The sequence below is a fragment of the Nocardioides sp. WG-D5 genome (assembly GCF_054031175.1).
In genome coordinates, this window is sequence record NZ_CM132928.1 from 3972565 (window position 1) to 3991348 (window position 18784).

Annotated in this window: 18 protein-coding genes; 8 read left to right on the forward strand and 10 right to left on the reverse strand. The window is 69.9% G+C overall.

Translation table 11 applies throughout. The features are described from left to right. Positions 1-81 precede the first annotated feature (81 nt). Positions 82-1062, forward strand: a complete 981-nt coding sequence (gene meaB, locus ACWZJV_RS19265) for a methylmalonyl Co-A mutase-associated GTPase MeaB (protein ID WP_328527212.1) — start codon at positions 82-84, stop codon at positions 1060-1062. 12 nt (positions 1063-1074) lie between these two features. Beyond that, on the forward strand, positions 1075-2262 hold the full coding sequence (locus tag ACWZJV_RS19270; protein ID WP_008363990.1) for an amidohydrolase: 1188 nt from the start codon (positions 1075-1077) through the stop codon (positions 2260-2262). A 73-nt stretch (positions 2263-2335) separates the two neighbouring features. Here the strand turns inward: ACWZJV_RS19270 and ACWZJV_RS19275 are convergent, their stop codons facing one another. The 4 genes from ACWZJV_RS19275 to ACWZJV_RS19290 form a co-directional block, all read right to left on the reverse strand. Continuing rightward, positions 2336-3619, reverse strand: a complete 1284-nt coding sequence (locus ACWZJV_RS19275) for an ABC transporter permease (RefSeq protein WP_457177925.1) — start codon at positions 3617-3619, stop codon at positions 2336-2338. 2 nt (positions 3620-3621) lie between these two features. Next, complete coding sequence (locus tag ACWZJV_RS19280; RefSeq protein ID WP_457177927.1) at positions 3622-4902, reverse strand: ABC transporter permease; 1281 nt, start codon at positions 4900-4902, stop codon at positions 3622-3624. Continuing rightward, a complete protein-coding gene (locus ACWZJV_RS19285; protein ID WP_457177929.1) occupies positions 4899-6413 on the reverse strand; it encodes an ABC transporter ATP-binding protein in 1515 nt (504 codons plus the stop codon). Before ACWZJV_RS19285 ends, ACWZJV_RS19280 begins: the two co-directional genes overlap by 4 nt. A gap of 95 nt (positions 6414-6508) precedes the next feature. Next, the gene (locus ACWZJV_RS19290; RefSeq protein ID WP_008363982.1) at positions 6509-7597 is read right to left on the reverse strand and encodes a BMP family lipoprotein; all 1089 of its coding nucleotides are present in this window, start codon (positions 7595-7597) and stop codon (positions 6509-6511) included. Positions 7598-7777: 180 nt separating this feature from the next. Here ACWZJV_RS19290 and ACWZJV_RS19295 point away from each other — a divergent pair, with 180 nt between their 5' ends. The 3 genes from ACWZJV_RS19295 (at position 7778) to ACWZJV_RS19305 (ending at position 10769) form a co-directional block, all read left to right on the forward strand. Next, complete coding sequence (locus ACWZJV_RS19295) at positions 7778-8191, forward strand: cytidine deaminase (RefSeq protein ID WP_457177931.1); 414 nt, start codon at positions 7778-7780, stop codon at positions 8189-8191. 56 nt (positions 8192-8247) lie between these two features. Further along, positions 8248-9531 (forward strand): thymidine phosphorylase, encoded by a 1284-nt coding sequence (locus tag ACWZJV_RS19300; protein WP_008363978.1) that lies wholly within the window; start codon positions 8248-8250, stop codon positions 9529-9531. Positions 9532-9725: 194 nt separating this feature from the next. Continuing rightward, complete coding sequence (locus ACWZJV_RS19305; RefSeq protein WP_457177933.1) at positions 9726-10769, forward strand: S66 family peptidase; 1044 nt, start codon at positions 9726-9728, stop codon at positions 10767-10769. Positions 10770-10771: 2 nt separating this feature from the next. Here ACWZJV_RS19305 and ACWZJV_RS19310 read toward each other — a convergent pair whose 3' ends face one another. Further along, a complete protein-coding gene (locus tag ACWZJV_RS19310; RefSeq protein WP_008363975.1) occupies positions 10772-11227 on the reverse strand; it encodes a MaoC family dehydratase in 456 nt (151 codons plus the stop codon). A gap of 35 nt (positions 11228-11262) precedes the next feature. Between ACWZJV_RS19310 and ACWZJV_RS19315 the strand changes: the two genes are divergently transcribed. Continuing rightward, entirely contained in the window at positions 11263-12342 is a 1080-nt protein-coding gene (locus tag ACWZJV_RS19315) for an adenosine deaminase (RefSeq protein ID WP_008363973.1), read from the forward strand. Here ACWZJV_RS19315 and ACWZJV_RS19320 read toward each other — a convergent pair. Together ACWZJV_RS19320 and deoC are read right to left on the reverse strand one after the other, a co-directional pair. Beyond that, positions 12317-12928 (reverse strand): uridine kinase family protein, encoded by a 612-nt coding sequence (locus ACWZJV_RS19320; RefSeq protein ID WP_008363971.1) that lies wholly within the window; start codon positions 12926-12928, stop codon positions 12317-12319. The genes ACWZJV_RS19315 and ACWZJV_RS19320 overlap by 26 nt on opposite strands. A 44-nt stretch (positions 12929-12972) precedes the next feature. Next, positions 12973-13650 (reverse strand): deoxyribose-phosphate aldolase, encoded by a 678-nt coding sequence (gene deoC, locus ACWZJV_RS19325; RefSeq protein ID WP_457177936.1) that lies wholly within the window; start codon positions 13648-13650, stop codon positions 12973-12975. A 45-nt stretch (positions 13651-13695) separates the two neighbouring features. Here deoC and ACWZJV_RS19330 point away from each other — a divergent pair, with 45 nt between their 5' ends. Continuing rightward, positions 13696-14265: a hypothetical protein gene (locus ACWZJV_RS19330; RefSeq protein WP_008363966.1), complete on the forward strand. Its 570-nt coding sequence runs from the start codon at positions 13696-13698 to the stop codon at positions 14263-14265. Positions 14266-14299: 34 nt separating this feature from the next. Here the strand turns inward: ACWZJV_RS19330 and ACWZJV_RS19335 are convergent, their stop codons facing one another. The 3 genes from ACWZJV_RS19335 to ACWZJV_RS19345 are packed head-to-tail and all read right to left on the reverse strand — an operon-like array spanning position 14300 to position 17268. After that, on the reverse strand, positions 14300-15949 hold the full coding sequence (locus ACWZJV_RS19335) for a phospho-sugar mutase (protein ID WP_457177938.1): 1650 nt from the start codon (positions 15947-15949) through the stop codon (positions 14300-14302). Between the two features lie 34 nt (positions 15950-15983). Beyond that, positions 15984-16781 carry a purine-nucleoside phosphorylase gene (locus ACWZJV_RS19340; protein WP_457177940.1) on the reverse strand — a complete coding sequence of 266 codons (798 nt, stop codon included), beginning with the start codon at positions 16779-16781 and terminating at the stop codon, positions 15984-15986. Positions 16782-16815: 34 nt separating this feature from the next. Beyond that, positions 16816-17268, reverse strand: coding sequence for a gamma-glutamylcyclotransferase family protein (locus ACWZJV_RS19345; protein WP_008363961.1), 453 nt, complete (start codon positions 17266-17268; stop codon positions 16816-16818). A gap of 72 nt (positions 17269-17340) precedes the next feature. On the opposite strand from ACWZJV_RS19345, the gene lpdA reads away from it, so the two are divergent. Next, positions 17341-18744, forward strand: coding sequence for a dihydrolipoyl dehydrogenase (gene lpdA, locus ACWZJV_RS19350; RefSeq protein ID WP_457177942.1), 1404 nt, complete (start codon positions 17341-17343; stop codon positions 18742-18744). Positions 18745-18784 lie beyond the last annotated feature (40 nt).

The following is an 18784-nucleotide window of genomic DNA, read 5'->3' on the forward strand; positions in this document are numbered from 1 at the left end:
GTCGAGCGTACCGGCGCTCACCAGGCTCCGCTGGTCGAGCCGGGCCACGGGGTGCCGGGTGTTTTGGCTAAGGTGCTGGGCATGCCAGGGCCCGACGTACAAGACCTTCTCGACGGCATCAGCGACGGCAAGCGGGCGGCGGTGTCACGGGCGATCACCTTGGTGGAGTCGACCAAGCCGCAGCACCGCGACATCGCTCGCGAGCTGCTCACCAAGCTCCCCGCGGGCGACACGGTGCGGGTCGGGATCTCCGGCGTCCCGGGGGTCGGCAAGTCGACCTTCATCGAGGCGCTCGGCAGCCGGCTGACCGCCAACGGCCTCAAGGTCGGGGTGCTGGCGGTCGACCCGTCGTCGGTACGCACCGGCGGCTCCGTCCTGGGCGACAAGACGCGCATGCAGCGGCTCTCGGTGGACCCCAACGCCTTCATCCGGCCCTCCCCGAGCGCCGGGACGCTCGGCGGGGTCGCCCGGGCGACCGTGCAGGCGATGGCGGTGCTGGAGGCCGCCGGCTACGACGTGATCCTCGTCGAGACGGTCGGCGTCGGGCAGTCCGAGGTGACCGTGGCCGGGATGGTGGACACATTCCTGTTCCTCACCATCGCGCGCACCGGCGACCAGCTGCAGGGGATCAAGAAGGGCATCCTGGAGATCTCCGACGTGATCGCGGTCAACAAGGCCGACCCCAACGACCCCCACCGCGCCCAGGAGGCGCGCGCGGCCGCGCGCGAGCTCGCCGGCGCGCTCCGGCTGGTGCGCTCCCGTGAGGAGTGGGCGCCGCCGGTGATCACCGCCTCGGCGCTCCACGACGACGGCGTCGACTCGGTCTGGGAGCAGGTGATGGCGCACCGCGCCCACCTCGGCGAGGACGGCCTGCGCACCAAGCGCGCCGAGCAGCAGCTCGACTTCACCTGGGCGCTCGTCCGGGACGAGCTCGACCAGCGGCTCAAGCACTCCCCGGGCGTCAAGGCGATCCGCGACCAGATCCGTGGCGAGGTGCTTTCCGGTGAGCTTCCGGCGACCGTGGCCGCGGACAGGATCCTGGCCGCCTACGACAAGGATTAGTCTGGCAGGACCATGCTGGAGCCTGCTGCCTTCCTCGCCGAGCGAGTCGATGCCTACGATGCCGAGCTGATCGACCTGCGCCGGGACATCCATGCCCACCCGGAGCTCTCCTGGCAGGAGCACCGCACCACCGAGCTGATCGCCGAGAGACTGGAGAAGGCGGGCTGGCAGGTCGACCGGCCCTCCGCGACCGGTCTCATCGCTGATCTGGGCGAGGGGGAGAGGGTCGTCGCACTGCGCGGCGACATGGACGCGCTGCCCGTCGACGACGTCACCACCGACATCTGGACGAGCACCGTTCCCGGGGTCGCCCACGCCTGCGGCCACGACGTGCACACCACGGCGCTGCTCGGCGCCGGCCTCGCCCTGGCCGACCTCCACCGCGAGTCACCGCTGCCCGGGGGCGTACGCCTGCTGTTCCAGCCCGCCGAGGAGGTCATGCCGGGCGGGGCGCTGCACCTGATGAGCCTGGGTGCGCTCGACGACGTGGAGCGGATCTTCGCGCTGCACTGCGACCCGACCGTGGACGTCGGCCGGGTCGGGATCCGCTCCGGCGCGCTGACCAGCGCGGCCGACCTGATCGACGTCCACCTCAGCGGCACCGGCGGTCACACCTCGCGCCCGCACCTGACCGGCGACCTGGTCTTCGCGCTCGCCAAGGTGACCACCGAGCTGCCCGTGATCCTGAGCCGGCGGATGGACCCGCGCGCCGGCGTGAGCGTGGTCTGGGGCAAGGTCACCGCCGGCCAGATCCACAACGTGATCCCCGCCCACGGCTCGGTCGGCGGCACCGTACGCATCCTCGACAGCGACGCCTGGAGCGAGGTCGAGCACGTGGTGCGTGAGGTCGTCGCCGAGATCATCGCGCCCTACGGCGTGAGCGCCGCCGTCGACTACACCCGGGGTGTCCCGCCGGTGAGCAACGACGAGGAGTCCCACCAGATCCTCGTCGACACGGTCCGGGAGGTCCTCGGCGAACGGGGCGCGGTCGTCTCCGCGCAGAGCCTCGGCGGCGAGGACTTCGGCTGGTACCAGGAGCAGGTGCCGGGGTCGATGTTCCGGCTCGGTGTACGCACCCCCGGCGGCCCCACCTACGACCTCCACCAGGGCGACCTGCGCATCGACGAGCGAGCGGTGGGCGTCGGCGCCAAGGTGCTTGCCGCCGCGGCCCACCGCACACTCGCCCCGCCGAACCGGTAGAAGTGGCGGCCGAGAACGCACATGTGGGCGACGAAACGGCAGTTTCGTCGCCCACATGTGCAGTTTCGGCGGGTCAGCCCTTTCGGTAGGGCACGCCGTCGGCGGCCGGGGCACGGGAGTTCCCGACGAGCCCGGCGACGGCGAAGATGGTGACGACGTAGGGCAGCATCAGCATGAACTGCGACGGCACCGGCGAGCCGATGACCGAGAGCACCGACTCGACGTTGGACGCGAAGCCGAAGAGCAGCGCCGCCAGCGTCGCCTTGATCGGGTCCCACTTGCCGAAGATGACCGCGGCCAGCGCGATGTAGCCCGCACCACCGGTCATCTCACGCCCGAACGACGGCACCGAGACGAGCGTGTAGGTCGCCCCGCCGATGCCCGCGATCGCACCGGCCAGCAGCACGGTGCGGTAGCGGGTCGCGATCACGTTGATGCCGACCGTGTCGGCGGCCTTCGGGTGCTCGCCGACCGCGCGGACCCGCAGGCCCCACTTGGAGCGGTAGAGCGCCCAGGCGACCAGGATGACCGCGGCGTACATCAGGTAGACCAGCACGGTCTGGCGGAAGAAGATCGGCCCGATGACCGGGATGCCGGACAGCAGCGGGATCGGCAGGCGCGGGAAGTGCGGCGGGTTGTTGAGCGCGGCCGCGTTCTCCGAGAGCACCTGCGAGAACATGAAGCTGGTGAAGCCGATGACGAGCACGTTGAGGACGACACCGACGATGACCTGCTCGACCCAGTAGGTGATCGCGAAGAGGCCGAGCAGCAGCGCGATCAGCATGCCGGCGAGCATCGCCGCGATCAGACCGGCCCACGGCGAGCCCGTCAGCGAGGCGGTGATCGCCGCGCCGAAGGCACCGAAGAGCAGCTGGCCGTCGATGGCGATGTTGACCACGCCCGCCCGCTCGCCGAGTACGCCGCCGAGCGCACCGAACACCAGCGGGACCGCCAGTGCGAGCGCGCCGGCGAGCAGACCGACCACGGGAAGCGTCTTGCCCGCGACCGCCCAGGCCAGGAAGCCGGACACCGCGACGACCGCGAACACGGCGACCACGACCAGGTGCGTCTTGCGGCCGGAGTAGGCGTTCCAGGCTGCGTACGCCGTGGCGATGAGGCACAAGGCAACGGCCGTCCAGACGATGCCGTTGGCCGGCAGCGTGATGTCGGGGATGGCGAACCAGTCGCCGTCGCGGCTCCACCGGAAGGTGGAGTCACCGGCGCGAGGGCGGACGAGGACGAGCAGCGCCACCAGCACGGTGAACGCCGCCATCACGCCGGGCGTCTTCCACAGACCCGGGATGCGCTCGGCGACGGCGGGTGCCTCGGAGTTGACCGGAAGATCGACGGTGGACACGGTCAGGCCTCCTTCGTGGGGAGTCGGAAGATCGCCTTCACCAGGGGCGGTGCGGCGAGGAAGAGCACGATCAGGGACTGGATGACCAGCACGATGTCGACCGGGATGCCCTCGGAGGCCTGCATGAAGAAGCCGCCGGACTTGAACGCGCCGAACAGGATGCCGGCGGCCAGGATGCCGAACGGACGCGAGCGGCCCAGCAGCGCGACGGTGATCGCGTCGAAGCCGATCCCGGCGTCGAGACCGCTGGTCGCACCGTCGGTCACCGAGCCGAGCACCTGGTTGACGCCGGCCAGCCCGACCAGGGCGCCGGAGATCAGGAACGCGCTGAAGTAGGCGACCCCGACGTTGATGCCCGCCGCCCGTGCGGCCGACGGGTTCTCACCCACCGCTCGGAACCGGTAGCCCAGCGAGGAGCGGTTGAGGATCCACCAGACCAGGAACGTCGCCAGCACCGCGAGCAGGAACCCGGCGTGCAGGTTGAACTGCGGGCCGAGCAGGTCCGGCAGGATCGCCGACTCTGGCATCGGCGACGACTTCGGGTTGCCCGAGCCCGGTGCCTGGAGCAGCGACTTGCGGGTCAGCGCGTAGAAGACCAGGTAGTAGCCGACGTAGTTGAGCATGATCGTCACGATCACCTCGTGGGCCCCGGTGAGGGCCTTCAGGAGGCCGGCGATCCCGCCCCACAGGGCCGCGACCAGCGCACCGACGAGGACCGCCAGCGGCAGGTGCACGATCATCGGCAGGTCGAACTTGACCGCGACGAACGCGGCGGCGGCGCCACCGAGCAGCATCTGCCCACGGCCACCGATGTTGAACAGCCCGGCGCGGAACGTCAGGCCGATGCCGAGCCCGGCCAGGGTCAGCGGCGCGGCGTACTTCAGCGTCTCGGTGATCGGCTTGATCTGCTGGACGAACGTGCCGCCCAGGTCGTTGAAGACCGCACCCCGCCACAGCGAGACGTACGCCCCCGAGATGGCCTCCCACGCGTAGTAGAAGGTGTCGGAGGGGCGGGCGAAGAAGTAGGAGAGCCCGTAGCGGACGTCCTCGTCGGTGAAGAGGATCATCAGCGACCCGAAGAACATCGCGAGCACCACCGAGAGCACCGCGACCAGCGCGTTGCCCGTGGTGATCTCCCGCAGCGCCACGTGCCAGCGGCTGGCCTCGGGCACCCGGTCGGCGTCGGACGCCGCCTTCGCCGCCTCGGTCTGCTCCGAGGGCTCAGTCGTCTCTGTCGACTCCGTCGTCTCGGCCGGTTCGTTCTCCGGCCCCTTCTCGCTCACGCGTCGCTCCCTTCAGGAGACTCGCCGGCCATCATCAGGCCGAGGGTGTCGCGGGAGGTGTCGGCGGGGACGATGCCGACGACCCGCCCGCGGTAGAGGACCATGATCCGGTCGGCGAGAGCGGCGATCTCGTCGAGCTCGGAGGACACGACGAGCACCGGGACGCCTGAGTCCCGTGCCGCCACGATCTGCTTGTGGATGAACTCGATCGACCCGACGTCGACGCCGCGCGTCGGCTGGGCGGCGACGAGGAGCCGCAGGTCACGAGAGAGCTCGCGAGCGACGACGACCTTCTGCTGGTTGCCGCCCGACAGCTGGCCAGCCAGGGTCGAGACCCCGGGGGCGCGTACGTCGTACTCCGCCAGCTTCTCCTTGGCGAAGGTGTCGAGCTTCTTGAGGTTCAGCGAGCCGCGGGAGACGAAGGGCTCGTCGAAGCTGCGGTTGAGCATGAGGTTCTCGGCGATGGTGAAGTTGCCGACCAGACCGTCGACCTGCCGGTCCTCGGGGATGAACCCGATGCCGGCCTCGAGCGCCTTGCGCACCGAGCGGCCGACGATCTCGCGGCCGTCGAGCTTGATCGAGCCCTCGACGTGCGGAGCCAGGCCGACCATGGCCTCGGTGAGCTCGGTCTGGCCGTTGCCCTGGACACCGGCGACGGCCAGGATCTCTCCGGCATCGATGTGGAAGCTGATCCCGTCGACGTGGACGTAGCCGTCCTCGTCGGCCACCGTCAGGTCGGAGACGACCAGCGCGCGCTCGCCCGGCTGGGCCGGGTCCTTGTGGACCTTGAGCTCGACCGGGCGTCCGACCATCAGGGCGGCGAGCTCGGCGTTGGACGCCTCCGGGGAGGCCTCGCCGACCACGGCGCCACGGCGGATGACCGTGATCCGGTCGGCCACCTCACGGACCTCGCGCAGCTTGTGGGTGATGAACACGATGCCGGTGCCGGACTCCTTGAGCTGGCGCATGATCGCCATCAGCTCATCGGTCTCCTGCGGCGTCAGCACGGCGGTCGGCTCGTCGAAGACGAGCACCTCGGCGTCGCGCGAGAGCGCCTTGATGATCTCGACCCGCTGCTGCACGCCGACGGGGAGGTCCTCGACGAGCGCGTCGGGATCCACCTGGAACCCGAAGCGGTCGGAGATGTCCCGGACCTGCTTGCGGGCGGCGTCGAGATCGAGCTTGCCGGCGAAGCCGGTGGCCTCGTGGCCGAGCATGACGTTCTCGGCGACGGTGAAGACCGGGATGAGCATGAAGTGCTGGTGCACCATGCCGATGCCGGCGGCCATCGCATCGCCGGGACCCTTGAATCGCTGCGGCTCGTCATCGATGAGGATCTCGCCCTCGTCGGCCTGGTAGAGGCCGTAGAGCACGTTCATCAGCGTGGACTTGCCCGCGCCGTTCTCACCGAGGAGGCAGTGGATCTCACCTGGCTCGATCGTCAGGGAGATGTGGTCGTTGGCGACCAGGGAGCCGAAGCGCTTGGTGATGTCGCGAAGCGCGAGTCTCATGGCACGGATCATTCCTTGCAGGGGTGGAGAAGTTCCAAAGTACGTGGCGAGGGGGCCGGGTCCCCGGCCCCCTCGCGTTGCTCGTCAGAGCAGGATCACTTGGCCAGGTAGGAGTTGACCTTGATCGAGCCGTCCTTGATGCCGGCGGTGACCTCCTCGATCTCGTCGGGGAGAGTCTCGGACACCTTGGACTCGAAGTTGTGGAACGGCGCCAGGCCGACTCCACCGTTCTCGAGGGTGCCGACGTACGGCGTCGCGTCGAACTTGTCGTCGCCGGCGGCGACGATGACGTCCTTGGTGGACGTCTTCATGTTCTTCAGGATCGAGGTGAGCACGACGTCCTGGGTGTTCGGGTCGGTCTCGTAGAAGTCGGCGTCGACACCGATCAGGGCGACCTCCTTGCCGGAGTCCTCGATCGCGGTGAGCGCACCCTGGTAGATCGGACCGCCGACCGGCAGGATCACGTCGGCGTTCTGGTCGATGATCTGGCGGGCGGTGTTGGTGGCCTTCTCGTTGGCGACGAACTCACCGGTGAAGGAGCCCTTCTCGCCACCCTCGTAGCCGACGACCTTGACGTCCTTGTTCTTCGTCTTCGCGTAGTACTCCACGCCCTGCTTGAAGCCGTCCATGAAGATCGTGACGGTCGGGAAGGGCTGGCCGCCGTAGGTGCCGACGACTCCGGTCTTGGTGTAGTCGGCGGCGACGTAGCCGGCCAGGAACGCGGCCTGGGCGGTGTCGTAGAGGATCGGCTTGATGTTCTCCGCGTCGGTCTTGCCGTCGAAGTCGGCGTCGGCCGCGTCGTCGATCAGGACGTACTCGGTCTCCGGGTTGGCCTTGGCGGACTCGATGGTCGCGGCCGAGAGGGCGAAGCCGACGGTCACGATGGTGTCGCAGCCCTGGCCGGTCAGGCCCTCGAGGTTGGCCTCGTAGTCGGCCTCGCTGTTGGACTCGACATCCTTGTACTTCGAGCCCAGCTCGTCGGCAGCTTCCTTCACGCCCTCGAAGCTGAGCTGGTTGAACGACTTGTCGTCGAACCCGCCCGAGTCGGAGACGATGCAGGGAAGGTAGTCGCTGTTGCCTTCGCCTGCGCGCTCGGCCGGCGCTTCCCCACACGCGGCAAGGGCGGCAGCGGACAGGACCGCTGCGACGCCGCCGGCGGCGGCCTTCTTGATGTTGTTCTTCACTGGTGCCTCCAGGTCGTTGCTCCGCAAATCACGGCGCAAAGGACATTCATGTCCGAACGTTCTCCCCAATGACCGAGCAACGCCAGGGATTACGCGAACGGTTACCAACTTTTGATCTCGACGAAGCCTAAGCCTCGTAGCTTGTCTTCCGGTTGTCCGGACAGGCTTTAAGGTCGAACCATGACCGAGAAACAGACGTACGCCACAGAGGGCTTTGACTGGGAAGGCCTGCGTGCGCAGGCGGTCGAGGCCGCAAAACATGCGTACGCGCCCTACTCCAACTTTTCCGTCGGAGTGGCCGGAATCGCCGACGACGGGCGCCTTCTCCAGGGGTGCAACGTGGAGAACGCGGCCTACGGGGTCACGCTGTGCGCCGAGTGCGGCCTGGTCTCCTCGCTGCACATGACCGGTGGCGGCAAGCTCACCCACGTCGTCTGCGTCAACGGCTCCGGCGAGGTCATCATGCCGTGCGGCCGCTGCCGCCAGCTCCTGTGGGAGAACGGCGGCGCCGAGCTGCTGCTGATGACCGTCTCCGGCGTGAGGCCGATGTCCGAGGTCCTTCCCGACGCCTTCGGCCCGGAGGCGCTGGCGTGACGAGGGCGAGCGACGCCCGGTAGGGGCCTGTGGCGGTCGCGCTTTACGCTGTCCGTATGGCGGAACATGATGCGGTCGAGGTGATCCTCGCCAAGCGCGACGGTGGCGAGCTGAGCGACTCGCAGATCGACTGGATGATCGCGGCGTACACCCGCGGGGTGGTGGCCGAGGAGCAGATGTCGGCGCTCAACATGGCGATCCTGCTCAACGGGATGTCGCGGCGCGAGATCGCGCGGTGGACGGCGGCGATGATCGCGTCGGGGGAGCGGATGTCGTTCGACTCCCTGGACCGGCCGACGGCCGACAAGCACTCCACCGGCGGGGTGGGTGACAAGATCACGCTGCCGCTGGCGCCGCTGGTCGCCGCGTGCGGTGTGGCGGTGCCGCAGCTGTCCGGGCGCGGGCTCGGCCACACCGGCGGCACGCTCGACAAGCTCGAGTCGATCCCCGGGTGGCGCGCGTCGCTGTCCAACGAGGAGATGCTGGCCCAGCTCGGGTCGGTCGGCGCGGTGATCTGCGCGGCCGGTGAGGGGCTGGCCCCGGCCGACCGCAAGCTCTACGCGCTGCGCGACGTCACCGGCACCGTCGAGTCGATCCCGCTGATCGCCTCCTCGATCATGTCCAAGAAGATCGCCGAGGGCACCGGGGCGCTCGTGCTCGACGTCAAGGTCGGCGCCGGTGCCTTCATGAAGACGCTCGACTCCGCCCAGGAGCTGGCGCGCACCATGGTCGACCTCGGCACCGACGCCGGGGTCAACACGGTCGCGCTCGTGACCGACATGGCCACGCCGCTCGGCCTGACCGCGGGCAACGCGATCGAGGTCGCCGAGTCCGTCGAGGTCCTCGCCGGCGGTGGTCCTGCCGACGTCGTCGAGCTCACCGTCGCGCTCGCCCGGGAGATGCTGTCGGCTGCGGGCGTTTCCGGTCCGGATCCGGCCGAGGTGCTCGCCTCCGGCAAGGCGATGGACGCCTGGCGGGCGATGATCTCGGCCCAGGGCGGCGACCCGTCCGCACCACTGCCGGTCGCGCGCGAGACCCACGTGGTCACCGCGCCTTCGTCCGGTGTGCTGACCCGGCTCGACGCGATGGCCGTCGGCCTCGCCGCCTGGCGCCTCGGTGCCGGACGCGAGCGCAAGGAGGACGCCGTCCAGGCCGGAGCCGGGGTCACCTGGCACGCCCGCCCGGGCGACTCGGTCACGGCCGGCGCGCCGCTCTTCACGCTCCACACCGACACCCCGGAGCGCTTCGACCGGGCCCTGGCTGCGCTGGAGGGTGGCTACGAGATCGGCGACGGGGCTGCGTACGAGGCGACGCCGCTGATCCTCGACCGGATCGGCTGACAGACCCGCCGTCGGTCGAGCCCGCGAGCGCCAGCGAGCGGTGTCGAGACCAACACGGTCCCCTGTCGCGCTAGATGGGACCGTGTTGGTCTCGACACGGATTCGTTCGTTCCTCACGAATCCGGCTCGACCAGCGAGGGCGACCGGTCGATAACCGTTCGCTTCGCGGGTGGACGGACGGCCAGACTTCGGGCATGGAGATCGTCAAGCCACCCAAGGCCGCCGCGGGCGACAAGGTCGCCGTGCTGTCACCCTCGTTCGCGGCGCCGGGGGTGGCGCCGGCGATCCACGAGCAGGCGCTGGCGCGGCTGACCGAGGTCACCGGGCTGGTGCCGGTGGAGTACTCGACCACCCGGAAGCTCGGGGCGTCGGCCCAGGAGCGGGCGGCGGACGTGAACGCCGCGTTCGCCGACCCTGAGGTCCGGGCGGTGCTGGCGACCATCGGCGGCGAGGACCAGATCACCGTGATCCCGCACCTCGACCCCGAGCTGGTCCGGAAGGACCCGAAGCCCTTCCTCGGCTACAGCGACAACACCAACCTGCTCAACTGGCTGTGGACCAACGGCGTCGCCGCGTTCCACGGCGGCTCGACCCAGGTCCACCTCGGTCCGGGGCCGGCGCTCGACCCGATCCACGAGGCCTCGCTGAAGGCGGCCCTCTTCACCGGTGAGCGGCTCGAGATCACCGAGCCGGGGGAGTCCGAGGACATCGGCCGCGACTGGAACGACCCGCGGGCGCTGACCGAGTACGGCGAGCGGGAGCCGACCGAGCCGTGGACCTGGGCCGGCCCGGCCCGCACCGTGACCGGCCGCACCTGGGGCGGCTGCATCGAGATCCTCCAGTGGGTGCTCACCGCCGGACGCTTCCCGGCCGACCCGGGCGTGCTCGCGGGCGGCGTACTCCTGCTGGAGACCTCCGAGGAGCTCATCCCCGCGCAGGAGTTCGCCTGGATCACGCGTGCCCTGGGCGAGCGCGGGCTGCTGGAGGCGGTCGACGCGGTGGTCGTCGGGCGCCCGCCGACCTCCGACTTCGAGCGGAAGCCCGGCGCCGAGGAGCGGGCCGCGAAGCGCGCCGAGCAGCGGGACGCGGCGATCGAGACCGTCGCCCGCTACAACCCGGACGCGGTGGTCGTCGTCGGCCCGCCGTTCGGGCACACCCGACCGCAGTGGGTCCTGCCGTACGGCGGCGAGATGACCGTCGACGGCAGTGCCCGTAGGCTGTGGGCGGACTACTCCTGAGGTCAGCCCTCGAGCAGCAGCACGACCGACTCCGCGACACATGCGGGCTTGTCGGAGCCCTCGATCTCGATGGTCGTCTTCACCACGAGCTGGAGTCCGGTGGGGAGCTCGGTGACCTCGCCGAACGAGACGACCGGACGGATCCGGGAGCCGACCAGGACCGGCGTGGGGAACCGGACCTTGTTGAGGCCGTAGTTGAGCTTGGCGCCCGGGGTCTCCAGCGAGTAGACGCTCACGCCGAGGTAGGGGATCAGCGACAGGGTCAGGTAGCCGTGGGCGATGGTGCCCCCGAACGGGCCCTCCTTGGCCCGCGCCTCGTCGACGTGGATCCACTGGTGGTCGCCGGTGGCGTCGGCGAACGCGTTGACGCGGTCCTGGTCGACCTGGAGCCATTCGCCGGTGCCGATCTCGGTGCCTGCAGCGTCGGAGACTTCTTCGAGAGTGGTGAATTTGCGCACCCCCGGAATCTAGTCCGATAGGGAACAATAGGCCCATGAAACCGTCCGACATGCAGATCAAGGCCGCGCCGAAGGTGCTGCTCCACGACCACCTCGACGGTGGCGTACGTCCCTCGACCCTCATCGAGCTCGCCGCCGAGGTGGGCCACGAGCTTCCCGAGGGGACCCAGGACGATCCGGTCGCGCTGGAGGAATGGTTCGTGACCAGCGCGGACTCGGGCTCGCTGGAGCGCTACCTCGACACGTTCGCGCACACGCTCGCGGTCATGCAGACCCTGCCGGCGTTGACGCGGGTGGCCCGTGAGTGCGTCGAGGACCTGGCCGAGGACGGGGTCGTCTACGCCGAGGTCCGCTGGGCGCCCGAGCTCCACCTGGCCAACGGCCACGAGCCGGACGAGGTCGTCGCCGCCGTCCAGGCCGGGTTCGACGAGGGCATGGCCGCCGTCGCGGCGACCGGGAAGAAGATCGTCGTACGCCAGCTGCTGACCGCCATGCGGCAGGCGGCCCATGCCACCGAGATCGCCGACCTCGCGGTGGCGTGGCGCGACCGCGGGGTCGCCGGGTTCGACATCGCCGGGCCGGAGAAGGGCTTCCCGCCGAGCCGGTTCCTGGCCGCATTCGAGCACCTGGCCGCGGAGAACATGCGCTTCACCATCCATGCCGGCGAGGGCTTCGGGCTGCCCTCGATCTGGGAGGCCGTCCACCCCTGCGGCTGCGACCGGCTCGGTCACGGCGTACGCATCGTGGACGACATCACGGTCGAGGAGGGTGAGGCACCGCGGCTCGGCCGGCTCGCTGCCTACGTCCGGGACCGGCGGATCCCGCTCGAGCTCTGCCCGCGCTCCAACATCCAGACCGGGGCCGTGAAGTCGATCGCCGAGCACCCCATCGGGCTGCTCTACGACCTCGGCTTCCGGGTCACGATCAACACCGACAACCGGCTGATGTCACGCACCTCGATGTCGGCGGAGATGGCCGGGATCGTGGAGGCCTTCGGCTGGGGCCTGCCCGAGCTCCAGCGGCTGACGACCAACGCGATGAAGTCCGCGTTCATCCCCTACGACGAGCGGGTCGACCTGATCCACGAGATCAAGGACGCGTACGCCGCCTTGTGAGCTGCTGGACCGCGACGTAGCCGTGCTTCGGGTAGACCGCGGTGCAGCCCTTGGCGACCGCGTCCGCGACTACCCGCGGCTGCGCGCGCATCAGCGCCAGGCCACGCCTGACCAGGACGAACGGTGGTTTGCGGCGCTCGCGGAGGTCGCGGGTGAGCCGGCGCCAGAAGGTCACCGTCGGCGACTGGGTGACGCAGTAGGCGGCGGCCAGCAGGCCGGCGTCGCGGCACTCGGCCACGATGTCCTGGGCGAAGATCCCCTCGGCGACGAAGAACGGCTCGTCCCCGAGGGTCAGCTCCTGCCAGCCGGTGCGGCCGTCGTGGGCGATGTCGTAGACGGGTACGTCGGCGGTGCCCGCCTCGCACAGCGCGGCGATCGCCTTCACCGCGTCAGCGGGCAGCCAGGAGTCGGGATGGTCCCAGTCGACCAGGCCCGCGTTCGGGCCCTCCGTGATCCGGGGGAGCGAGGGGTCGGAGCCGTCCTTGTAGAAGTCGTCCAGCCGGAGGACCGGGAGGCCCAGCCGCTCGGCCAGACGGGACTTGCCGGCACCCGAGGGGCCGGCGAGGACGATGACCTGAGCACGCACCGGAGCATTCTCCCCGAGAGTGCGTGAAAGTCAGTAGCCGGGACTCAGTAGCCGGCGCCGGAACCCGCCCCCGGCGCCCCGGCGAGCAGGGCGCGCGAACCCGAGACGCCGAGCCGGTTGGCGCCGGCGGCGATCATCTGCTCGGCCTGCTCCATGGTGCGTACGCCGCCCGAGGCCTTGACGCCGATGTCGGGGCCGACGGTCTTGCGCATCAGGTCCACCGCGTGGACGGTGGCGCCGCCGGCGGGGTGGAAGCCGGTGGAGGTCTTCACGAAGTCCGCCCCGGCGCGGACGGCGGCCTGGCAGGTGCCGATGATCTCGTCGTCCTCCAGCGCGGCGGACTCGATGATCACCTTCAGCACCGTCGGGGCCGGAACCGCGGCGCGGACGGCGGCGATGTCGGCCTCCACGTCGGCGTAGCGCTTCTCCTTGGCGGCGCCGATGTCGATGACCATGTCGATCTCGTCGGCGCCGGCCTCGACGGCAGCCGCGGCCTCGGCGGCCTTGACCGAGGAGATGTGCTTGCCGCTCGGGAAGCCGCACACGACGGCAAGCTTCAGCTCGGCCGGCGCGGTGACCGGCAGCATCGAGGGCGAGACACACACGGAGTAGGTGCCGAGCTCGGCGGCCTCCACGATCAGCGCCTCGACGTCGGCGTGCGTCGCCTCGGGCTTGAGGAGGGTGTGGTCGATCAGCTTGGCGATCTCTGTGGAGGTAGGCACGGCCTCAGCATAGGCATTCGCGGGTCGCGGGCTAATGTTTGCGCCGTGAATGACGATCAGCCCGAGGAGTGGTTCCGCAACTCCAGCAGCACCGCATGGGGTTTCCTCTCCGCAGGAGCCGCGATCGTGGTCATCGTGGTCGACGCGGTCACCGGCTGGCACCCCGAGACGACGGCCGGCGGCGTGCTCTTCGTGCTGGTGGCGTACGCCGCCTTCATCCGCACCAAGGTCGGGGTCAGCCAGGGCGACTTCGTGCTCAACCACCTCTACTCCACGGTGCGCTTCCCGATGGCCGCCCTGGAGAGCGTCTCGGTCGGCCGCACCCTCGGTGCTTACGCCGGCGGCCGCACCTACGTCAGCGGTGCCGTCGGGCGTCCGATGCGCGAGGCGGTCAAGGGCTCCAAGCGCGAGCACAAGCCGCTCAGCAACCACGTCGACTTCATCGAGGACCGGCTCAACGCGCTGGCCCAGGACGCCCGCGACCGGCTCCGGATCAAGCGGGACTCCGACGAGCAGTTCGCGCTCGCCGAGGACGTACGCCGCAGCTGGGACTGGCCCCTGATCGCGGTCACGCTCGCGGTGGCCGTCGTGTTCGTCGTCCTGCTCGTGCTCTGAGCGATCGGGGTAGTCCGGGCCGGCGCGGCAGGGGCTAGACGCCGAGGGCGGCGCGGATGTCGACCTTGAGCGCCCCGAGCGCGATCTCGGCGTCGGCACGGGCGTCGGCGAGCGCGGAGGCGTCGGCGACCGGCTGCACGACCTCGAGGTAGCACTTGATCTTGGGCTCGGTGCCGCTGGGCCGCACGATCACCCGCGACCCGCCGGCGAGCTGGTAGCGGATGCCGTCGGTCGGCGGCAGGCCGCCGATGCCGGTGGTGAGGTCGTCGAGCTGCTGCACGGCGGCCCCGGCCAAGGCGGTCACCGGGCGTTCGCGGAGCCGCTGCATCGCGGCGGCGATCTGGGCCGGGTCCTCGAGCCGTACGGAGAGCTGGCTGGTGGCATGCAGGCCGTGCTCGACCGCGAGGTCGTCGAGCAGGTCGGCCAGGCCGCGCCCCTCCGCCTTCAGCGACGCCGCCAGCTCGCACAGGAGCAGGAGCGCCGAGATGCCGTCCTTGTCGCGTACGTGCCCCGGGTCGACGCAGTAGCCCAGCGCCTCCTCGTAGCCGAAGGCGAGCCCCGGCGCGCGGGAGATCCACTTGAAGCCGGTGAGCGTCTCGGCGTAGGCCTGCCCGGCGGCCGCGGCGATCTTGCCGAGCAGCGAGGAGGAGACGATCGAGGCGGCGTACGTCCCGGTCACGCCCTTGCGGAGCAGGTGGGTCGCCAGCAGGGCGCCGACCTCGTCACCGGTCAGCATCCGCCACTTCTTGCCGACCGGGATCGCGGCGGCGCAGCGGTCGGCGTCGGGGTCGTTGGCGATGACCAGGTCGGCGCCCTTCTTGCCGGCCAGCGCCATCGCCCGGTCCATCGCCCCGGGCTCCTCGGGGTTGGGGAAGGCGACGGTCGGGAAGTCGGGGTCGGGCCGTTCCTGCTCCTTGACCACGACCGGGTCGGGAAAGCCGGCGAACTTCATCGCCAGCTGCACCAGGTCGCCGCCGACGCCGTGCAGCGGCGTGTAGACGGTCTTGAGGTCGCGCGGGCCACCCTCCTCGAGGAGCCCGACGACCGTGTCGAGGTAGCTGTCGACCAGGTCCTCGCTGATCGTCTGCCCGGCCGGTCCTTGCGGCACCGAGCTCACCTTGTCGACCGCCGCGATCCGCTTCGCGATCTCGACGTCGGCCGGCGGCACGATCTGCGACCCGTCACCGAGGTAGACCTTGTAGCCGTTGTCCTGGGGCGGGTTGTGGCTGGCCGTGACCATCACACCCGCGCTCGCGTTCAGGGCCTTGACCGCGTAGGCCAGCACCGGGGTCGGCAGCGAGCGCGGCATCACCAGCGCCTGCAGGCCCGCCCCGGTCATCACCTGGGCGGTGTCCTGGGCGAAGACGTCGGAGTTGTGCCGGGCGTCGTAGCCGATCACCACCGGCCCCTGCGCGCCGGTGGCGAGCAGATAGCGGGCCAGCCCCGCGGCGGCCTTGATCACGACCACCCGGTTCATCCGGTTGGGACCGGCTCCGAGCGCGCCGCGCAGCCCGGCGGTCCCGAACTGGAGCATGCCGGAGAACCTGTCGGCCAGCTCGGCGACCGCGCTCGGGTCGGAGGAGGACAGCAGGCTCTCGAGCTCCGCCCGGGTGTGGGCGTCGGGGTCGTCGGCGAGCCATTCCCTGGCCTGGACGACGAGCGCGGACTGATCGGTGGGGACCATGGACCAGACCCTAGGTCATCGGGTGCCCGGAGGCTCAGATCTTGGGCAACAGGTCGCCGAGAAGTGCACCCATCCGGGTGGCGGCGCTGCGGCCGGCCTCGAGGACCTCGGCGTGGTCGAGGGGCTGGTCGGAGATGCCGGCGGCCAGGTTGGTGACCAGCGAGATCCCGAGGATCTCCATGCCGGCCTCGCGGGCCGCGATCGCCTCGAGGGTGGTCGACATGCCGACCAGGTCACCGCCGATGATGCCGGCCATCTTCACCTCGGCCGGGGTCTCGTAGTGGGGTCCGGGGAACTGGACGTAGACGCCCTCGTCGAGGGTGGCGTCCACCTCCTTGGCGAGGCCCCGCAGGCGTGCGGAGTAGAGGTCGGTGAGGTCGACGAAGTTGGCGCCGACCAGCGGGGAGGCCGCGGTCAGGTTGATGTGGTCGCGGATCAGCACGGGGGTGCCCGGCGACCAGGACGGGTTGAGCCCGCCGCAGCCGTTGGTGAGCACCATCGTCGAGCAGCCGGCCGCGGCCGCGGTGCGGACCGGGTGCACGACCGCGTCGACGCCCTTGCCCTCGTAGAAGTGGGTGCGGCTGAGGAAGACCAGCAGGTTGCGACCGCTCGCCGACCGGATCGAGCGGATCTTGCCGCTGTGACCGACGACCGCGGCGGCGCTGAAGCCGGGCAGGTCGGTGGTGTCGATCTCGGTGTAGTCCTCGCCGAGCGCCTCGGCGGCGGGCAGCCAGCCCGAGCCCAGCACCAGCGCGATGTCGTGCGTCTCGACGCCGGTCTTCTCCGCGAGCGCGGCGGCGGCTTCCTTGGCGAGTTCGTAAGGCGTGGTCACTCGCCGATCCTAAACGAGCGCAGCCTAGACTCGCTCAGTCGTTTGACCGGCACGGGCGCGTACGCAGCGCATGCACGTAGTCGTCGGGAGCCCCGGCCGCCTCGGCGGCATCGGCCAGCGCGCCCAGGTGGCGCGCGTAGGGGATGCCACCCTCGTACGTGTCCAGCACGTAGGTCTCGCAGAGCAGCTCCCCCGTGAGCGCGGCGATCCGCACCTTGGTCTTGAAGTAGAGCCCGATGTCGGCCAGCTCCCACTTCTCCAGCGCCTCCATGTCCTGGTCCACCACGTCGTAGACCGCGACGAAGACCTGCTCGAACGGGTCGGGGACGATCGTCGTCGTCGGACCGTCGCCGAGCACGTTGTCCTCGCCCCCGAAGGTGAGCCGCCAGCCGTCCAGCCACCCGGTCGTACGCAACGGCGAATGCGGACACCGCTCACTCATCAGCGCCGGGTCGAGATTGACGCCATAGGCCGCGTAGAGAGTCACGGGTCACGAGGTTACCGCCCAGTCCTCACCCGCTTGGGATCTATCTGTTATTGGCGGTCTACCCTTGGATGCGTGACCCACTTTGATGTTCTCGTCCTCGGCGCTGGCCCCGGTGGCTACGTCGCCGCCATCCGTGCCGCCCAGCTCGGCAAGTCCGTCGCCGTCGTCGAAGACAAGTACTGGGGCGGTGTCTGCCTCAACGTCGGGTGTATCCCGTCCAAGGCGCTGCTGAAGAACGCGGAGCTGGCCCACACCCTCAACGACCCGAAGGAGAAGCAGAAGTTCGGGATCGAGGGTGAGGCCACGATGTCCTTCGGGCCGACTCACGCGCGCTCCCGCCAGGTGAGCGCCGGGATCGTCAAGGGCGTCCACTTCCTGATGAAGAAGAACAAGATCACCGAGATCGACGGCTGGGGCACGCTGACCGGTCCGAAGTCGATCACGGTCGCGAAGGACGGTGCCAACACCGACTACACCTTCGACAACCTGATCATCGCCACCGGCGCCACGGTCCGCAGCGTCCCGGGTGTCGTGCCGAACGGCCAGAACATCGTCACCTACGAGGAGCAGATCCTCGACGCCAACCTCCCGAAGTCCATCGTGATCGGCGGCTCCGGCGCGATCGGCGTGGAGTTCGCGTACGTCCTGAAGAACTTCGGCGTCGACGTCACCATCGTCGAGTTCCTCGACCGGATGGTGCCCACCGAGGACGCCGACGTGTCCAAGGAGCTGGCCAAGCACTACAAGAAGCTGGGCGTCAAGGTCCTCACCTCGACCGCCGTCAAGGGCGTCGAGGACACCGGCTCGGGCGTGAAGGTGACCGTCGCGCCGGCCGCCGGTGGCGAGGAGACTGTCATCGAGGCCGGCAAGTTCCTCGCGGCCTTCGGCTTCGCGCCGCGCGTCGAGGGCTACGGCCTGGAGAACGTCGGCATCGAGCTCACCGACCGCAAGGCCATCGCGATCGACGGCCGCGGCCGCACCAACGTCGAGAACGTGTACGCCATCGGTGACTGCACCGGGAAGTTCATGCTCGCCCACGTGGCCGAGGCCATGGGCATCGTCGCCGCCGAGACCATCGCCGGCGCCGAGACCATGGAGATCAACTTCGACATGGTCCCGCGGGCGACCTACTGTCAGCCGCAGATCGGCTCCTTCGGCTACACCGAGGCGCAGGCCAAGGAGAAGGGCTACGACGTCAAGACCGCGTCCTTCCCGTTCTCGGCCAACGGCAAGGCCCAGGGCCTGGGCGACGCGGTCGGCTTCGTGAAGATCGTCGCCGACGCCGAGCACAACGAGCTCCTCGGCGCCCACATGATCGGCCCGGACGTCACCGAGCAGCTCCCGGCGCTGACCCTCGCGCAGCAGTGGGACCTGACCGCCGACGAGATCTCGCGCAACATCTTCGCCCACCCGACGCTCTCCGAGGCGGTCAAGGAGGCCGTCCACGGCATCGCGGGTCACATGATCAACTTCTGATCTCACCCGACGAGGCCCGGATCCGCACGACCGCGGATCC

Bases quoted from the DNA above. Each gene is read 5' to 3' on its own strand.
- meaB (WP_328527212.1), top strand. From the start codon at position 82: ATGCCAGGGCCCGACGTACAAGACCTTCTCGACGGCATCAGCGACGGC.
- ACWZJV_RS19270 (WP_008363990.1), top strand. From the start codon at position 1,075: ATGCTGGAGCCTGCTGCCTTCCTCGCCGAGCGAGTCGATGCCTACGAT.
- ACWZJV_RS19285 (WP_457177929.1), bottom strand. From the start codon at position 6,413: ATGAGACTCGCGCTTCGCGACATCACCAAGCGCTTCGGCTCCCTGGTC.
- ACWZJV_RS19295 (WP_457177931.1), top strand. From the start codon at position 7,778: ATGACCGAGAAACAGACGTACGCCACAGAGGGCTTTGACTGGGAAGGC.
- ACWZJV_RS19300 (WP_008363978.1), top strand. From the start codon at position 8,248: ATGGCGGAACATGATGCGGTCGAGGTGATCCTCGCCAAGCGCGACGGT.
- ACWZJV_RS19305 (WP_457177933.1), top strand. From the start codon at position 9,726: ATGGAGATCGTCAAGCCACCCAAGGCCGCCGCGGGCGACAAGGTCGCC.
- ACWZJV_RS19315 (WP_008363973.1), top strand. From the start codon at position 11,263: ATGAAACCGTCCGACATGCAGATCAAGGCCGCGCCGAAGGTGCTGCTC.
- ACWZJV_RS19335 (WP_457177938.1), bottom strand. From the start codon at position 15,949: ATGGTCCCCACCGATCAGTCCGCGCTCGTCGTCCAGGCCAGGGAATGG.